This is a genomic window from Flavobacterium sp. HSC-32F16 (genome assembly GCF_024171645.1).
Classification (GTDB): domain Bacteria; phylum Bacteroidota; class Bacteroidia; order Flavobacteriales; family Flavobacteriaceae; genus Flavobacterium.
The window spans coordinates 74942-92489 of sequence record NZ_JALKAC010000004.1 but is presented as its reverse complement, the minus strand read 5'-3'; the positions used below and the strand labels follow the sequence as shown (position 1 = coordinate 92489).

The following is a 17548-nucleotide window of genomic DNA, read 5'->3' as shown; positions in this document are numbered from 1 at the left end:
ATCCTTTGTTTATTATGGAGTAAAAAATCTTAAAAGCAATTAAGATCAGAATAAAAACAAAATAAAAAACACCCCGCCTTAGGTTAAAAGCGGGATTTCTTAAATTTTACAAATCAAAGTCTTTTTTTATTTCTTTGATTGCATCTTTAACCTGCACTTTTATACTTTTAAAAGTTTCGATAATATCTTTTTTCTTTCCTTCTGCTTTTGTCCATGCTTCAACTTGCAGAATTTCTTCAAACGCAACATTCAACCCCATTAAATCTAATGTAGGTTTTATTTTATGTGCATACGAATAAGCATACTTATGATCCTTTTTCTTGATGCCCTCTTTGATTTGTTTTAAATCTTCAGGAACTTCTGTAACAAATAGTTTAAGAATTTCGTTTACAAATTCGGGGTCATTGTCTGAAAGCGCATACACTTTCGAAAGATTGTACTTTAAAGCCATTATTTTACTTGTATTCTAAATAATTTTTTATCTTCTAAAAAGCCTTCCAAAACATCATTTGGTTTAACAGGCGCAACACCTGCAGGCGTTCCGGTAAAAATAATATCTCCAATTTTTAAGGTAAAAAACTGCGACACATACGAAACAAGTTCATCAATTTTCCAAAGCATAAAGCTTGTATTTCCTTTTTGAACCGTTTCAGAATTATTTTTGAGCTCAAACGTAAGATTTTCTAGCGAAACAAAATCACTTTTTGGTAAAAAATCTCCAATTACCGCAGAACCGTCAAATGCTTTTGCTTTTTCCCAAGGCAGTCCTTTTGCTTTTAATTTATCTTGTAAATCTCTGGCAGTAAAATCAATACCTACACTTATATCGTCATAATATTTATGTGCAAATTTGGGTTCAATATATTTTCCAACCTTGTTAATTTTCACAATTATTTCTAATTCGTGATGAACTTCCTCAGAAAATTCAGGAATTACAAACGGGTGTTGTTTCAATAAAACTGCCGAGTCCGGTTTCATAAAAACCACAGGCTCATCCGGACGTTCGTTTTTTAATTCTTCGATATGATTGGTATAATTTCTACCGATACAGATTATTTTCATTCTTTGTATAGATTCTAAGTTGCTAAGTTGCTAAGGTTCTGAGAAAACTAAAAAAAACTTAGCATCTTAGAATCTTAGCAACTCAGCACCTTTACTTCGTATTTAATTTTCTCAACTTAATTCCTGTCAAAACTTTTTTGGTATACAAAGGAAAATCAGCGTTTTGAATCCAGCTGAAATAACCCGGTTCTGTTTCCAGTACTTTTAAAACTTTTGCCCCTTTGTGTTTTCCGAAAGTAAAAATTTCTTCATCATCATTATCAAAAGCAATCATTCCGGCAAAATCAGCAATTCTTTTACGAGTTGTAAATTCAGACAATGATTTCATATCGTTTTCCAATTCGGGATAACGATCTAACTGCGCTTTTAAAATCTCGTAAGTTGCCATAGTATCAGCTTCTGCTGAGTGCGCATTTTCAAGGCTTTTTCCACAATAGAATTTCAAAGCTGCACTTAAAGTCCGTTCTTCCATTTTATGAAAAATAGTCTGAACATCTACAGATACTTTATTTTTCATATCAAAATCGACTCCGGCACGAAGTAATTCTTCTGCCAATAACGGAATATCAAAACGATCAGAATTGAAGCCTCCCAAATCACTGTCTTTTATCATATTATGAACCAGCGGCGCCAGTTCTGCAAAAGTAGGTTCATTTGCTACTTTTTCATCGGTAATTCCGTGAACGGCGGTAGTTTGCGGAGGAATTGGAATTGTGGGATTAACCAGCCAGGTTTTACTTTCTTTATTTCCGTTTGGAAAAACTTTAAATATCGAAATCTCTACTATTCGATCTTTACCGATGTCAATTCCAGTTGTTTCAAGATCAAAAAAGCAAATTGGTTTGTTAAGTTTTAATTCCATTTTTAATTTTTATAAGATTACAAATGTAATTTTTAAAGCCGAATTTTCCACTCCAATTTCTATTTTTTTGACCCAAAAAGGCTTTATTTTTTGATTTCAACTTTCAAAATCAGATCCGAATTGGTCGATTTTCCGTTTTTCTTGGAAACAAAAAAACCCGAAAAACGTTTTAATTTTTCGGGTTTTTACATTTATTTATGATGGATTAGAAATCTCTATCTACATCAAAAGCTTCTAAATATTCTGCTACTCTTTTTACAAAACTTCCTCCTAAAGCTCCGTCAACTACTCTATGATCGTAAGAGTGCGACAAGAACATTTTTTGACGGATTCCGATAAAATCACCTTCAGGAGTTTCAATAACTGCAGGCACTTTACGAATTGCTCCAAGTGCTAAAATACCCACTTGCGGCTGATTGATAATAGGCGTTCCGAAAACACTTCCAAAAGTTCCAACATTTGTTACCGTATAAGTTCCGCCTTGCGTATCGTCTGGTTTCAGTTTTCCGGCTTTTGCGCGATTTCCTAAATCGTTAACTGCTTTTGCCATTCCAACCAGGTTTAACTGATCTGCATTTTTAATTACAGGTACAATTAAGTTTCCGTTTGGCAAAGCCGCCGCCATTCCTAAGTTGATATTTTTCTTTTTGATGATATAATCTCCATCAACAGAAATATTCATTCCAGGGAAATCTTTCAAAGCTTTTGCAACTGCTTCCATCATAATTGGTGTAAAAGTCAGTTTTTCACCTTCTCTTTTTTCGAAAGCTGTTTTAACTTTATCTCTCCATTTTACAATGTTTGTTACGTCAACCTCAATAAACGACTGAACGTGAGCAGAAGTCTGTACCGAAGCCGTCATATAACCTGAAATCAGTTTACGCATTCTGTCCATTTCAATGATTTCATCACCTCCATTTACAGAAACCGGAACTGCCTGCTGGCTTTTTTGAACAGCTGGTTCTGGCGCTTTTGGAGTTTCAACAACAGCCTTTGGTGCTTCTTCAACTACTTTCGGAGCTTGTACAGCACCAGATTTGCGGTCTTCTATATATTTTAAAATATCATCTTTTGTTACTCGGGCGTCTTTTCCTGAACCTTGAATACTATCTAATTCAGCAAGAGATACACCTTCTTCTTTTGCAATATTTTTTACTAAAGGAGAAAGGAATTTTTCTGATCCTGAAAAATCCTGAGGAGCAGCAACTTCTTCTTTTACTGCTTCAATTGTCTTTTCTATTTCTACAGCTTCTGCAGGAGCAGCAGCATCAACAGCTGGAGTTGCAGCCGGCGCATCACCACCTTCTGTTTCGATAATTGCAATAGTCTGCCCTACCTGAACTAAATCATCTTTGCCAAATAATTGTTCAACTAAAATTCCCGATACTTCACTTGGCACTTCACTGTCAACTTTATCAGTTGCAATTTCCAGTACAGCTTCATCAGCTTCAATTTTGTCTCCCACTTCTTTCAACCAGTTGGTAATGGTTGCTTCAGCGACGCTCTCTCCCATTTTAGGAAGCTTTAATTCAAATCTTGCCATATTGTTATTCTAAAGGATGATTTTGATTTTCTGATTGCGAAATTACTGAAATTTTTAAATATAAATTACACTTAATATAATTTTTACTCAATTTTAATGACCTGCCCCCTGCCATTTCTCGAATTACTGCCAATAATGAAACCTGTCTTTTTAGGGAAAATCTTAAAAGTAATGTTCTTATCTTTAAGAGTTTCTATGATATTGATACATTTTTTGAATGAAACATAGTGATTATCCAAAATGATCTCTGCCTTTTTACCCTTTAAAATCAGGCACGAATTTACCATTTTTTCTTTTTTGAAATCTAAAAAACTAACTTTATTTTCTAAAATTGAAGCCAGTTTTTCAGTCAAATTCGCATTTTCGGAGTACAAAATATAACTTTCCGGCAATGGTTTGTCTTTTGGCTTTCCCTGAAACATTTTTATGAAAGAGAAAAACCATGTTCCTATTTTAATAAAAAAACTAAAAAACCAAGATTTCTTAAAATGCTTTTGGTAGAAAAAGTTCATTGCATCCTGAAAACGTTTCATATACAATTCGTCTTTTACGGTGCTTTCTCCTTTATAATGTAAAACGGTTGTTTCGTGAAAATAATAATTTGATTTTTTTAGTAAAAGTGCTCTGTAAGACAAATCAATATCATCTGCGTACATAAAGCATTTTTCATCAAAACCATTTAATTTTTGGTATAAATCTTTTTCTAAAAACATAAATGCACCAACGAGAATCTCTACTTTTCCGGTTTGGTTTTCATTTAAATGCTGTGCATAATATTGATTAAAAAGATTCCATTTTGGAAATACTTTATACAAACCAAAGATCTTGGTAAAAGCAACCCAGGGCGATGGAATACCGCGTTTACTTTCGGGCAGAAAATTTCCTGTTCCGTCAATTAATTTACACCCAATTATTCCTAAATCTTGTTTTTCTTCGGCGAAAGCCAAAATTTTAGTAAAAGTATCTTCGGCAACAACGGTATCGGGATTTAAAATGCAGATATATTTTCCACCGGCTTGTTCAACTCCAATATTATTTCCTTTTGGGAAACCAAAATTTTCCTGGTTTTGAATCAGTTTTACTTCCGGAAATTGGGTTTTCATCATCAAACAACTGTCATCAGATGAATTATTATCGATAACAATAATTTCGGCATCAAGATTGGCAATTGCTTCCTGAACACTTAAAACACATTGTTCCAGAAAGTAACGCACATTATAATTAAGAATGATAACCGATAATTGCATTGAAATTTTTGTAATTGATTTTGGGGAAAGTTAGAAATTTTCAGCCAAACCTAATCGCAACGACCAATCGTTTTTACTAATTCCGTAATCAAGGACTAAATTACTGTTGTTTTTCTTGTTCCATTTAATGCGCAATCCGGTTCCAACGGCTGGATTCCATTTTTTAAATTGATAGGTATCTAACTTTGAAACGGAGGAAACATTGGCAAAAAATACAGCACCCCAAAAACCATTTTTTGAGATATCAGTTCGATATTCAGTTTCAAAATAAATCAGCGCATTGCTGCGGAATCTGTTTCGGGTAAAACCACGACCGGTTCTTCCATCCCGATCCCAGCCAATACTTGGCAGATCTAAATAATGTGGTTTTCCTCCAAAAGTCGACCAATAAAAAGCTCTGTAAGCCAAAACCCGATGTTTGTATTTGTGAAAAGAATGGTATTTGCGGGCATCAAAATAAATTGAATTCCATTTTTTGCCTTCCACTCCGCTTGTATTGATTCGATAATCAGCTTCGACATATAAACCTTGTTCTGGATTTACATTATTTTCTCTGGAATCATAAAGTCCCTGAATGGCAATTCCGAAGGAACTTTCGTTAGAAAAATTGCCATTCATATATTTAGAATAATCAGTTTCTTCATCGATAAAGGATTCTTCAGAAATATTCTGGTAATTATCAAACAAAAATCCAAGTCCAAGTCGATAATTCCCGATTATTTTTCGGGTTGCAAATTGGTAAAAACGCCATTGCTGATAATCCAAAGTTGACATTTTTTTATCTGTATTATGTCCGCCCAAACCATATGTATCCTGCGGATAGATCATATACCGATAATCGCCTATAAAATTCCAGTAATTATCTTTTGTATATATATAGGTTTGAATGGGAAAAACATATTGTTTGGTAAAACTAAAATAGGGTGAAAATGAAACCTGCGACATTTTGGTCGTATTGCTGTCGCCGAGATAAAATGTGGTTAAAAAAGAAACTACCAAACCGGCATTTTTATTAGCATCGATTGGAACGGGAAGCAATGAAAATGCTATTTTTTTATCCTGATTTTTTCGTAAGGAATCATTTTTATTAAAAAGCTTGTACAAAACATCCAGAATATCTTTATTATTATGTGAAATGGAATCGTTTTGGCAATAGCTGAATTGCATTTGAAAAAAGAAAAAGAAACACAATAGAAGTTTTGCATTTTTCATGACGTAAGCTTTTCACATACAACTTCTTACAAATTTAAAATTTTATTCAGAATATACGCTTCTTCCGAAATAAATAAAAAGAAAATTCTATTTTTGAAATAAATCAAAATCTTTTTTTAAAATGAAAATCAAAACAATTATTTTACTTAGTTCTCTGTTTTTTGTGTTTTCAATTTTAAGTTTCGCTTCCGCGGAAAAAGTTTCGAATGCAAATATAAATTTGGTAAAAACTTCAACTTGGTACATTGCCGGTCCAGCCAAAGAAAATCAGGAAACAATTAATAGAATTAGAAAAGAAAAAGGTATAATTAAAGTTACGGCAAAAGATAATCCAACTGGAGAAATTGAGCTGAATGTGCTGCTTACAGAATCTGATTCAAACGATGGCAAGCCAACGAATTTGTCTGAAAGTTCAAAATACCTCAGCATTACATATAAATCATCACATTTAATAAAATTGCAGGCACGTGAAGGAAACGCTGAAGGAACGGGATGTGTGCACGGCGGCTCGCATCCAAGAATAGACTTGCCTGTTTCTGCTAAAAAGTTCACAACCATAAAAATTCCGTGGACGGATTTTAAACAAGACGGCGATCCAAGCGGAAAGCCTTTAGATATTCATAATCTCTGCAAGTTTAATTTTGTGAATTATAATCCGGTTTCTGGAGCTGTTTTAGAAATAAAATCCGTTGTTATTGAATAGTATCATTCTCAGTTTTCAGTTGCAGTTTGCGGTATGTTTAACTGAAAACTGCTACTATTATAAATGCAATTGTATTTTAAATCTGTTGAAGATTTTCATTACATACAGCATGATAATCGAGAATACCAAAGCCCAAAGAATTCCCGGAACACCTTCTCTAAAATACCCCGGAATAATATGAATTTTGAAAGCTTTACAGAAATAATAAATAATGCCCGGCAAAATATAAATCAATAACGGATTTGCGGCAGCGGGCATAAAAAACCCGCTCCATTTGGTTTGTTTTTTAACTTCCATCAGCCAATACAAAAAGTAGAACAAGATGGTGCAAATTCCAGCCGAAATTAAAGTCCACGCCGGAGTTCCTTGTATTTTTGAAATTCCATAATATTGACGTAGAAAAAATCCAACGGCAAAAAATAAAACAATAAATCCTATTACGGGCCAATTGATTTTGTTTTCCATTTTTCGATCAAAAAATAAAAGCGAAATTATAATTCCGGCTGCGACTAATGAAGCATGTGTTAAATGTCCGGCGATAAAACTCAGCCATTCCGGCAAAACCAAACCTTTTGTCAAATTAGCTGAATTTGCTACAACACAAACTACCAAAAAGGCAATCATTGCCCATAATCGGCCTGAAACTAACCAATAATAAATTACAGAAATAAGATATGCCCAGCCAATTAAACCCAGAATTCCCCACCATTTTGGTGTGATTCCTATTTCGCCGGTTTCTTCCTGAACATATAAAAAGTAAAGTGCTATTAAAACCAGCATGCCGCCATATTGCAATATATATTTTAACCAAACCGAGAAATCTTTTGGATATTTATTCCAAATAGGAATTGGCATTGAGTAAGCCAAAAGTCCCCAGAAAGCAGGTGCTATAATCATTTTTGAAGCATCGTAACCATATTCGGCATTTACCATATAAACGCCAATTATAATTAAAGCTAAAGCACGTTTTAAAGTATGTTTCCAAATTACTTTTGGGCTGTCGCCTTTTATTAATCTGGCGTTAAATGCAAACGGAACTGACATTCCGACGATAAATAAAAAAGCAGGAAAAACTAAATCGACAAAGGTCATGGCATCAGCATCAGAGGGCATATGTTTCATCCATTGAGGCACATTTTGAATGCTCGCCAGTTCATTTACAAATATCATTACAAAAATAGTAATTCCACGCAGAGCATCAATAGAAATAATCCTTTGATTATATAAATTCTCTTTAATTTTCATAAAACATTACTTTTTTATCAAATATAATATTTTATGAAATGCGGGTTACATTGTTACATTATTTTTATTTTGAAGTATTTTTTTTGAGCGTAAATAAAAACAAGATCAATTCTTTACTTTTGCAGCATGTTATCATTCTTTAAATCAAAACCATTTTTAAAAGATCTTTTAGCGGGCGATTATGTCGATATTCATTCGCATCTGCTTCCGGGAATTGATGACGGGGCAAAGACTATTAAAAAAACGATTAAACTGGCAAAAGCATTTCAGGAATTGGGAATTTCTCAATTTATTACTACACCGCATATCAGCCATTATGTCTGGAATAATTCTGAGCAGGACATTTTGAATAAACTAGAAGAAACTCAGATTGTATTAAAAGACGAAAATATTACCATTCCGTTTAAAGCTGCCGCCGAATATTTTATAGATGACTGGTTTGAGAATCACCTGAAATCAGAAAAACTTCTTACTTTAAAGGACAATTATGTTTTAGTTGAAATATCGTATTTAAGCGCACCTTTAAACTTATATAAAATTATTTTTGATATTCAGCTTGCGGGTTATATTCCCGTTTTGGCACATCCTGAAAGGTATTTTTATTTTCATAAAAATTTTACCGAATACGAAAAGCTGAAAAAATCGGGCTGTTTATTTCAGCTCAATTTGTTAGCTGTAATGGGTTATTATGGAAGTGAAATCACCAAAACTGCCGAACTTTTACTAAAAAAGGGAATGTACGATTTTACAGGAACCGATGTTCATCACAGTATTCATATTGAATCTCTGCATCAAAAAATAAAAATAGATTCAGTTTCAATTTTAAAAGAGGTCATTGCTAATAATCAGTTTTTTCAGTTTTAAAAACTAATAGGCGTTTTCTTCTCCTTTAAGGACATTTATTATCGTTCTTACTATGATTTTTATATCCAGCAGTAAACTCCAGTTTTCAATATACCATATATCATATTCTACTCTGTTTTCCATATCAGCAAGTTCTTTTGTTTCGCCTCGAAAGCCATTAACCTGCGCCCAGCCTGTTATTCCGGGTTTTGCAAACTGACGCACTAAATAATTATTTATCAATTCGCTGTATTCTTTGGCAAGATTTATCATGTGCGGTCTTGGCCCTACAACCGACATATCTCCCCAAAAAACATTAAAAAACTGAGGCAGTTCGTCAATACTTGTTTTACGAATAAAAGCACCAAATTTGGTTACGCGGCTATCACCTTTTCCTGCCTGCTTATCATGAGCAAGATCATTAACATACATACTTCTGAATTTTAAACACACAAAAGGTCTGTTATCACGTCCGGCTCGCTTTTGTCTAAAAAATATTGGCCCCGGCGATTCTAATTTTATAATGAGCATTACGATTGGAAAAAGCCACGGAAATATCAATAAAATAACCAAACCCGCAAAACAAACATCAAATGCTTTTTTCATCAATTTATTGGTTACAAATTCTAAAGGCTCGCGGCGAAGCATTAATACCGGAGTATTTTCATAAAAAGTAATTTCTACTTTACTCGATTTTGTGTACAACTGAAAATCTGGAACAAATTTAATTCTTACCATATTTTGTTCACAAATTTTAACCAGCTTATTGATTACTGCTATATCATCTATATGCAGGGCGACATACATTTCGTCGACTCCTTTTTGAGTTATGAAATCCTGAATTTCATTAAAACCGCCAATTAATTGATCTGAAAAAACAGGATCTGCATTTTCATCAAAAAAACCTAAAAACTTATAGCCGTAGGTTAAATCTTTGGCTAAAATTTTTCGCATTCGTTCGCCTGTTTCATTTGCACCAACAATGATAATTTTCCTGAAATTATATCCTTTTGCACGTATTTCTTTTAGAAGTTTCATTGAGATATAGCGCGAAATCAACAGAATTACAAAAAAGAACAAATAGAAATACAATAGTCGAAGCCTGGAAATATCTGAGAATTTTAGATAAACAACAATAATTGAGATTATAGAAGCATGAATAACAAGCTTTCTTATTGTTCGTTTTAAAATAGATTCAATGCGTTCTATTCGAATCATTCGATAAGAATCTTTATTAAGCAGTAATCCTATCCAAATTAAATTAGCCAGTACAGAAACTGTTCTTTCTTCTTTTATTAAGAGTTCGTTTAAACTGCCAAATCTAGCTAAAGCTGAAAGCAATATTGCGGTATTTAATAAAATGACATCCCAGCATACAAACAAAAGTTTGAAATAACGGGACATTCTAAAACGTGACAGTTCTTCTAAAATTTTCATATTCTTGGGGAAACTCAGCTTAAAACTTAAACTTGCAGCTGCAAAATAACATTTTAATTATATTAATAATCTTATTTTTTTCTCTAATCTTAAAAATTTTACTTTTATCTTAACCAAAATTTAAGATCCGGTAATGTTGCGAATTCTATTGTTTTTTCTTTTGCTTTCTTTTTCAGTTAAGTCACAAATTTCAGGCTGTACAGATCCGCTTTCTAAAAATTACAATCCAAATGCGACAGAAAATGACGGAAGCTGTGTTTACAAAAGCCTTAAACTAAAACCACAATATTCCATAAAACTTAGTGATTCGATCAAAGAAACTTCGGGGTTAATTGCATTTGCTAATTTACTTTGGACACATAATGACGATCACGACAAAACGATTTACGGATTAGATTCTTTAGGCAAAATAAAAAAGAAAATTATTCTTGAAAATGCCAGCAATCATGACTGGGAAGAGATTTCTCAAGACAGCACTCATTTATATATTGGAGATTTTGGAAATAATTTGAGAGGAAACCGAGCGGATTTAAATATTTTAAAAATCGAAAAAAAGTCGTTTTTAGCGCAAAATCCAATTATCGAAAAAATTACATTTCAATATTCCGATCAAACTGATTTATCAGTACAAAAACCAAATGGAACCAATTTTGACTGCGAAGCTTTTATAGTATCAAAAGACAGTATTTATTTGTTTTCAAAACAATGGAAATCGTCTAAAACCAATATTTATGTTTTGCCAAATGAACCCGGAAATCATATCGCGCAGTTTAAAAACACTTTAGACACAAATGGTTTAGTTACGGGCGCAGCGTATTTAGAAAAAAATAAAATCGTAGTTCTTTGCGGTTATTCAAAAACCGGAAAAACGTTTCTTTATCTTTTGTATGATTTTAAAAACCATGATTTTTTATCCGGAAATAAAAGAAAAATCGACCTCAAACTTCCGTTTCATCAAATAGAAGGAATTGCCGCAAAAGATGGACTTCATTATTTTATTACGAATGAATCTTTGGTTCGGAAACCTATTATAAATAATCCGCAGCAAATTCATTATTTAGATTTGAGTTCTATCCTGAATTTGTATCTCCATAAATAATTCGCAAATAGTAAGATAAAAGTTTACTTTTGCAAAAAGTTATGTTTTTCAGAATACTCATAACTCATAATTTATAACTTACAATTTACAAAGTGAATTACTTATCTGTAGAAAATATATCGAAGTCATTTGGCGAAAAAGTCCTTTTTGACAACATTTCTTTTGGAATCAACAAAGACCAAAAAATCGCTTTTATTGCAAAAAATGGTTCTGGTAAAACTACCATTATGAGCATTATTAATGGTTTGGATGAACCAGATACAGGACAAGTTGTTTTGAGAAAAGGAATTAGAATGGCTTTTCTTTCGCAGAACAACAACCTTCAGGATGAGCTTACGATTGAAGAAAGTATTTTCGCTTCAGATAATGAAACGCTTAAAATAATTGAGGCTTACGAAAAAGCACTTGAAAACCCAAATGACGAAGAAGCGTACCAAAAGGCTTTTGACGGAATGGATCAGCATAATGCGTGGGATTTTGAAACGCAGTACAAACAAATCTTATTTAAATTAAAACTTGAAGATTTTAAACTTAAAGTTAAAAATCTTTCGGGAGGACAAAAAAAACGTCTTTCATTGGCTATTATCTTAATTAATCGACCTGATTTGTTGATTTTGGATGAGCCAACCAACCATTTAGATCTTGAAATGATCGAATGGCTTGAAAGTTATTTTGCCAAAGAAAATATCACCTTGTTTATGGTAACGCACGACCGTTTCTTTTTGGAGCGCGTCTGTAACGAAATTATAGAACTTGACAATGGAAAATTATACCAATACAAAGGAAATTACTCGTATTACTTAGAGAAAAAAGAAGAAAGAATTACTTCTGAAAATTCCAGCATTGACAAAGCAAAAAACTTATTTGTAAAAGAATTAGAATGGATGCGCCGCCAGCCAAAAGCGAGAACAACCAAATCTAAATCGCGTCAGGATGACTTTTACGTAATTAAAGAAAAAGCCCAAAGCCGACGTAAAGAAAACAAAGTGGAGCTTGAAATTAATATGGAAAGAATGGGAAGCAAAATTATCGAGCTTCATAAACTTTCTAAAAAATTCAAGGACAAAGTTATCTTGGATAATTTTAGTTTTGATTTTCAGCGTGGCGAAAGAATCGGAATTATTGGTAAAAACGGAACTGGGAAATCGACTTTCTTAAATCTTTTGACAGGAACAATTCCGCCAGACAATGGACGAGTTGTAAAAGGTGATACCATAAAAATTGGATACTACACACAATCTGGAATTAACCCAAAACCGGGTCAGCGTGTTATTGATATTATTAAGGAATACGGCGAATATATTCCGTTAGCAAAAGGGAAAATTATTTCGGCTTCGCAGTTGTTAGAGCGTTTTCTTTTTGATGCCAAAAAACAATACGATTACGTTGAAAAATTAAGCGGTGGTGAATTAAAACGTTTGTATTTGTGTACGGTTTTAATTCAGAATCCGAACTTTTTGATTCTAGATGAGCCTACAAACGATTTGGATATTGTAACGCTAAACGTTCTTGAAAGTTTCCTTTTAGATTATCCGGGATGTTTATTGGTAGTTTCGCACGACCGTTACTTTATGGATAAAATTGTCGATCATTTATTTGTTTTTAGAGGACATGGCGAAATAGAGAATTTCCCCGGGAACTATTCAGATTTCCGTGCTTATGAAGACAGTGCCGATGTGGCTCAAAAAGAAGAAAATAAAGCAGAAAAGAAAGACTGGAAACAAAATAATCCAACTGGAAATTTAAGTTTTAACGAGCAAAAAGAATATCAAAAAATCGAAAGAGAAATCAAAGATTTAGAAATCGAAAAAACGAAAATCGAACAATTATTTTCTGAAGGAAAAGTGGCAGATGCTGATATTGAGAAAAAGGCAAATGAACTTCAAAGTATTATAAGTAAAATTGACGCTAAAGAAGAACGCTGGTTTGAGCTTTCAGCGAAGATTGAAGGGTAATCTATTACACAAAGATTCACAAAGAAAACACACCGAGTTACACGAAATTTTTTGTCAATCTTTGCGTTTTCTTTGTGAAGCTCTGTGAAACTGAATATTTAATGATTTAAAAAGATAAAACATGAAACAACTTTTAACCGCTTTACTTTCATTAACTCTCTTTATTTCTTGTTCTAAGGATAATGATGAAGTTAAAGATTATACTGCCCAAAACGAGAAAGAAATTATAGATTATCTGACACAGAATAACTTAACTGCACAAAGAACAAATTCTGGTTTATACTACATTATAATCAAAGAAGGAGAAAGTGAAAGTGGAGGAGAGAATGCGGGCGAGGAAGAAAATGCAGGTGAAAATGAAACTGACGGACACCCTACATTAGATTCTAATGTAACCGTTATTTATAAAGGTTATTTTACTAATGGAAAAGTTTTTGACGAAACTACAGAAGGAGTTTCCTTTGTTTTGCGCAGTCTTATTCCGGGTTGGAAAGAAGGAATTCCATTTTTAAAAACAGGCGGAGAAATTCAGCTTTTTGTTCCTTCCCACTTAGGCTATGGCAGTAAAGATTATAAAAGTATCCCTGGAGGCTCAGTACTTATATTTGATATCACATTAAAGTCAGTTAATTAAGATTATTTCAAAATTCATGTTGTTTCCAATCAAATCGTATTTCAACTTTCTTTGGCATTCTACAAACGAACACGGCGTACATTCGCCATTTGTTTTTAATTTACTTACGAAATGTTTTTACGATAAAAAGCCAAAACCCGAATATCAAATTCTAAAGAACTACAGAAAATCACTTCTTGAAAATAAAAATTTTATTGAAGTAACCGATTTTGGCGTTGGCTCGAAAGTTTTTAAATCTAACAGAAGGCAGATTTCAAAAATCGCTTCAACGGCCGGAATTTCTCCTAAACGTGCCGAATTATTATTTCGCGTTACTAATTATTTTCAGCCCAAAAATATTCTCGAAATTGGCACTTCGTTAGGCTTGGCCACTTCTGCCCTCGCTCTTGGAAACACGAAAGCGAAGGTAATTACTTTAGAAGGATGTCCGCAAACGGCAGATCAATGTCAATTACAATTGCAAAAATTCAATCTCGACAATGTAGATTCTGTTGTAACCGAATTTGACAGTTATCTACAGGATATTAAACTGAGACTGAAAACTGAGACTGAAAACTTCGATCTAATATATTTTGACGGAAATCATTCTAAAAAAGCAACTTTAGCCTATTTTGAGCTTTTACTACCCACAATCAACAACGATTCGGTTTGGATTTTTGATGATATTCATTGGTCTCCAGAAATGGAGCAAGCTTGGGAAATTATTAAAAATCATCCTAAAGTAAAAGTAACAATTGATACTTTTCAATGGGGATTTGTATTTTTTAGATACGAGCAGGAAAAAGAACATTTTGTGATTAGAGCATAAAAAAAGACGATCACTTCTGATCGTCTTTTTCATTTGAATAAAAATTCAAACTTTATTTTTTAGCTTCTTTATTCTCTTCGGCTTTAGCTCCCATTCTGTTTAAAGTATACATAGGTGCAAATTTAACTTTTAGACCTGCAATTTTTCTATTGTCTTCAGAAGTTAAACCTTCTTTTTCAACAGTATTTTTACGGCTGTCAAGCGCTTCATACAATACTTTAATTTCATCCCAGTCTTCTCTGGAATATTTATCCTTATTATTTTCTACAGTATGTACAAATTGTTGGTAAACACTATGAATATTTTGAGCGTTTACCCAGGCAAAGCTCATATCGTCGCCAATTTTTCCTTCACCAAACAAGGCGTTTCTCAATTGCTGTTTCGGACTCGGAGCTGGAGGGGCAAAAACGGTGGTCATCTCATTTTTAAACTCTTCATATTTTACTTTACTAGTATTTACTTTTTCAGTCTCAGCAGTATTATCTTTTAAATCTGCTAAGGCTGCCTGAGCTTCTTGAGATCTTCTATCATATTCAGCATCAACTGCTTTCCAGTCGGCTTTTAAATTCTCTGCAGAAACATTTTTTACAGAATCGACGTAGGCTACATAAGAGTCGATTGTTTTTTGAGCTTTTTCTTGTTTTTCATCTTTACACGATGTAAATCCTAATGCAATTAATGCGATTCCTAATACGATTTTTATGTTTTTCATAATTTATTGTTTTAATTAATTCATAATCAAATTTACCAATTACAAAACCAAACAAATTACATTATTATCACATTCGTAAATTAAAAAACATTTTAAAACTATAAAATTTATAAAATAATGATAATTATGCAAAATAAATCAAAAATGATATAACTTTTTTCTGTTTTAAAAAATATATTTCTTTTAATACATATATCAAAAGCTTTTGTAACAAAATCCAATTCTAAACTACTTATCATTTATTGAAAAGTGTTTTGTACTTTTAAATCCAAAATTGTAAAATAAAATGGCAGATCCATTAATTAAGATAACCGACATAAGACGAAATTTTGTACTTGGTAATGAAATCGTATATGTTTTAAAAGGAGTTAATTTAGAAATCAACAAAGGCGAATATGTCGCTTTAATGGGCCCTTCGGGATCTGGAAAATCAACTTTAATGAATTTATTAGGTTGTTTGGATACGCCTACTTCGGGAAGATATGTTTTAAACGGAAAGGATGTCAGCCAAATGCGCGATGATGAATTGGCCGGAATTAGAAATACTGAAATTGGTTTTGTATTTCAAACCTTCAATCTTTTACCAAGAACAACGGCTTTAGACAATGTAGCGCTGCCTATGATTTATGCCGGATATTCAAAATCGGATAGAAACGCAAGAGCTACTGAAGTTTTAAAACAAGTAAATCTGGCTGACAGAATGGATCACCAGCCGAATCAGTTATCTGGAGGACAACGCCAGCGTGTTGCCATTGCAAGAGCTTTGGTCAACAAACCTTCGATTATTTTAGCCGATGAACCAACAGGAAACTTAGACAGTAAAACTTCTGTAGAAATCATGAAGCTTTTTGGAGATATTCACGCACAGGGAAATACAGTAATCCTGGTAACTCACGAAGAAGATATTGCAGCTTACGCACACAGAGTTATTCGTTTAAGAGACGGATTAATTGAAAGCGACAGGACTAAATAATTTTAGATTTCAAATAGTTGGACCGTTTATTTGGTTAATCGTTTAATCGCAAAAAGAAAAAGCTCAACATCTTAAAAAGATTTTAAATTTTACTCCAAAAAAGAAATCTTAGAATCTTAGCACCTCAGAACCTTAGCATCTTTAAAAAAAAATGAAAGTATATACCAAAACAGGCGACAAAGGAACAACAGCTCTTTTTGGAGGCACGCGTGTTCCTAAGGATCATATCAGGATTGACAGTTATGGAACTGTTGATGAACTGAATTCTTATATAGGATTAATTCGCGATCAGGAAATGGATTCCCATTATAAAACCATTTTAATAGAAATTCAGGATCGTCTTTTTACCGTAGGCGCCATTTTGGCAACTCCGCAGGAAAAAGAAGTTTTAAAAAACGGAGAACTTCGTTTAAAAAATCTCGGAATAATTGATTCAGATATCGAATTGCTTGAAAACGAAATAGACAAAATGGAAGAAAGCCTTCCGCAAATGACTCATTTTGTTTTACCAGGCGGACACCCAACCGTGTCACATTGTCATATAGCACGTTGTATTTGTCGTCGTGCAGAGCGTTTGGCAGTACATTTAAGCCATAATGAACACGTTCCTGAAATTGCAATTATGTACTTAAACCGACTTTCTGACTACCTTTTTGTCTTGGCACGGAAGTTGTCGTTTGACTTAAAAGCGGAGGAAGTGAAATGGATTCCGAGGAAGTAAACAGTCTAAGTTTTCAGTTTTTCATACTGCAAACTCACATAAAAACTGGATACAAAAAAAATACAGCAATTAGGAGCAATTTTAAGTTTTAACACTGAAAACCGGCACTAAAAACTGAATACTAGTAAAGACGTTCTTAAATTTTATTAAAATAAATCAAATTTTACTTGTCTTTTTCAGTAAAAAATTTATTTTTGCACAAACTAAACAGATAACAGATGTATTGGACATTAGAATTAGCATCTTATTTAAGTGATGCGCCATGGCCTGCTAACAAAGACGAACTTATAGACTACGCTATTAGAGCTGGTGCTCCATTAGAAGTAGTAGAGAACCTTCAATCAATCGAAGACGAAGGGGAGATATATGAATCAATGGAAGAAATTTGGCCTGATTATCCAACAGACGAAGATTATCTTTGGAATGAGGATGAATATTAAAAAATAAACCAAAGGAAAAAGTCTCATCACAGAGGCTTTTTTTTTGGTTCAA

18 protein-coding genes are annotated in these 17548 nt (G+C 33.1%); 9 read left to right on the top strand and 9 right to left on the bottom strand.

Annotated features, from left to right (window positions below; genetic code table 11):
• Positions 1 to 106 precede the first annotated feature (106 nt).
• The 6 genes from L1276_RS13730 to L1276_RS13705 all read right to left on the bottom strand — a co-directional run bounded on the left by L1276_RS13730 (position 107) and on the right by L1276_RS13705 (position 5926).
• Positions 107 to 451: an Hpt domain-containing protein gene (locus L1276_RS13730; RefSeq protein WP_012026948.1), complete on the bottom strand. Its 345-nt coding sequence runs from the start codon at positions 449 to 451 to the stop codon at positions 107 to 109.
• A complete protein-coding gene (locus L1276_RS13725; RefSeq protein WP_056201799.1) occupies positions 451 to 1062 on the bottom strand; it encodes a fumarylacetoacetate hydrolase family protein in 612 nt (203 codons plus the stop codon). Before L1276_RS13725 ends, L1276_RS13730 begins: the two co-directional genes overlap by 1 nt.
• 91 nt (positions 1063 to 1153) lie before the next feature.
• Positions 1154 to 1924, bottom strand: a complete 771-nt coding sequence (locus L1276_RS13720; RefSeq protein ID WP_253788693.1) for a 3'-5' exonuclease — start codon at positions 1922 to 1924, stop codon at positions 1154 to 1156.
• Between the two features lie 205 nt (positions 1925 to 2129).
• The gene (locus L1276_RS13715; RefSeq protein WP_253788691.1) at positions 2130 to 3467 is read right to left on the bottom strand and encodes a dihydrolipoamide acetyltransferase family protein; all 1338 of its coding nucleotides are present in this window, start codon (positions 3465 to 3467) and stop codon (positions 2130 to 2132) included.
• 83 nt (positions 3468 to 3550) lie between these two features.
• Positions 3551 to 4714: a glycosyltransferase family 2 protein gene (locus L1276_RS13710; protein WP_253788689.1), complete on the bottom strand. Its 1164-nt coding sequence runs from the start codon at positions 4712 to 4714 to the stop codon at positions 3551 to 3553.
• A 30-nt stretch (positions 4715 to 4744) separates the two neighbouring features.
• Complete coding sequence (locus tag L1276_RS13705; RefSeq protein WP_253788687.1) at positions 4745 to 5926, bottom strand: hypothetical protein; 1182 nt, start codon at positions 5924 to 5926, stop codon at positions 4745 to 4747.
• Positions 5927 to 6047: 121 nt separating this feature from the next.
• Here L1276_RS13705 and L1276_RS13700 point away from each other — a divergent pair, with 121 nt between their 5' ends.
• The gene (locus L1276_RS13700; protein WP_253788685.1) at positions 6048 to 6629 is read left to right on the top strand and encodes a hypothetical protein; all 582 of its coding nucleotides are present in this window, start codon (positions 6048 to 6050) and stop codon (positions 6627 to 6629) included.
• 57 nt (positions 6630 to 6686) lie between these two features.
• Here L1276_RS13700 and L1276_RS13695 read toward each other — a convergent pair whose 3' ends face one another.
• Positions 6687 to 7874: a DUF5009 domain-containing protein gene (locus L1276_RS13695; protein WP_253788683.1), complete on the bottom strand. Its 1188-nt coding sequence runs from the start codon at positions 7872 to 7874 to the stop codon at positions 6687 to 6689.
• Between the two features lie 126 nt (positions 7875 to 8000).
• Between L1276_RS13695 and L1276_RS13690 the strand changes: the two genes are divergently transcribed.
• On the top strand, positions 8001 to 8738 hold the full coding sequence (locus L1276_RS13690; protein ID WP_253788681.1) for a tyrosine-protein phosphatase: 738 nt from the start codon (positions 8001 to 8003) through the stop codon (positions 8736 to 8738).
• 3 nt (positions 8739 to 8741) lie between these two features.
• Here L1276_RS13690 and L1276_RS13685 read toward each other — a convergent pair whose 3' ends face one another.
• Positions 8742 to 10154, bottom strand: a complete 1413-nt coding sequence (locus L1276_RS13685; protein ID WP_253788679.1) for an undecaprenyl-phosphate glucose phosphotransferase — start codon at positions 10152 to 10154, stop codon at positions 8742 to 8744.
• A gap of 133 nt (positions 10155 to 10287) precedes the next feature.
• Between L1276_RS13685 and L1276_RS13680 the strand changes: the two genes are divergently transcribed.
• The 4 genes from L1276_RS13680 (at position 10288) to L1276_RS13665 (ending at position 14650) form a co-directional block, all read left to right on the top strand.
• A complete protein-coding gene (locus L1276_RS13680; RefSeq protein ID WP_253788677.1) occupies positions 10288 to 11253 on the top strand; it encodes a T9SS C-terminal target domain-containing protein in 966 nt (321 codons plus the stop codon).
• Positions 11254 to 11345: 92 nt separating this feature from the next.
• On the top strand, positions 11346 to 13208 hold the full coding sequence (locus L1276_RS13675) for an ATP-binding cassette domain-containing protein (protein ID WP_253788675.1): 1863 nt from the start codon (positions 11346 to 11348) through the stop codon (positions 13206 to 13208).
• 121 nt (positions 13209 to 13329) lie between these two features.
• Positions 13330 to 13842, top strand: coding sequence for an FKBP-type peptidyl-prolyl cis-trans isomerase (locus tag L1276_RS13670; protein WP_253788673.1), 513 nt, complete (start codon positions 13330 to 13332; stop codon positions 13840 to 13842).
• Between the two features lie 16 nt (positions 13843 to 13858).
• Positions 13859 to 14650 carry an O-methyltransferase gene (locus tag L1276_RS13665; RefSeq protein ID WP_253788671.1) on the top strand — a complete coding sequence of 264 codons (792 nt, stop codon included), beginning with the start codon at positions 13859 to 13861 and terminating at the stop codon, positions 14648 to 14650.
• A 52-nt stretch (positions 14651 to 14702) separates the two neighbouring features.
• On the opposite strand, the gene L1276_RS13660 is transcribed toward L1276_RS13665, so the two are convergent.
• Positions 14703 to 15362: a DUF6565 domain-containing protein gene (locus L1276_RS13660; protein WP_253788669.1), complete on the bottom strand. Its 660-nt coding sequence runs from the start codon at positions 15360 to 15362 to the stop codon at positions 14703 to 14705.
• 286 nt (positions 15363 to 15648) lie between these two features.
• Between L1276_RS13660 and L1276_RS13655 the strand changes: the two genes are divergently transcribed.
• The 3 genes from L1276_RS13655 to L1276_RS13645 all read left to right on the top strand — a co-directional run bounded on the left by L1276_RS13655 (position 15649) and on the right by L1276_RS13645 (position 17496).
• Positions 15649 to 16335 carry an ABC transporter ATP-binding protein gene (locus L1276_RS13655; RefSeq protein ID WP_253788668.1) on the top strand — a complete coding sequence of 229 codons (687 nt, stop codon included), beginning with the start codon at positions 15649 to 15651 and terminating at the stop codon, positions 16333 to 16335.
• A gap of 151 nt (positions 16336 to 16486) precedes the next feature.
• Positions 16487 to 17056, top strand: a complete 570-nt coding sequence (locus tag L1276_RS13650) for a cob(I)yrinic acid a,c-diamide adenosyltransferase (protein ID WP_253788666.1) — start codon at positions 16487 to 16489, stop codon at positions 17054 to 17056.
• Positions 17057 to 17274: 218 nt separating this feature from the next.
• Complete coding sequence (locus L1276_RS13645) at positions 17275 to 17496, top strand: DUF2795 domain-containing protein (RefSeq protein ID WP_007138072.1); 222 nt, start codon at positions 17275 to 17277, stop codon at positions 17494 to 17496.
• Positions 17497 to 17548 lie beyond the last annotated feature (52 nt).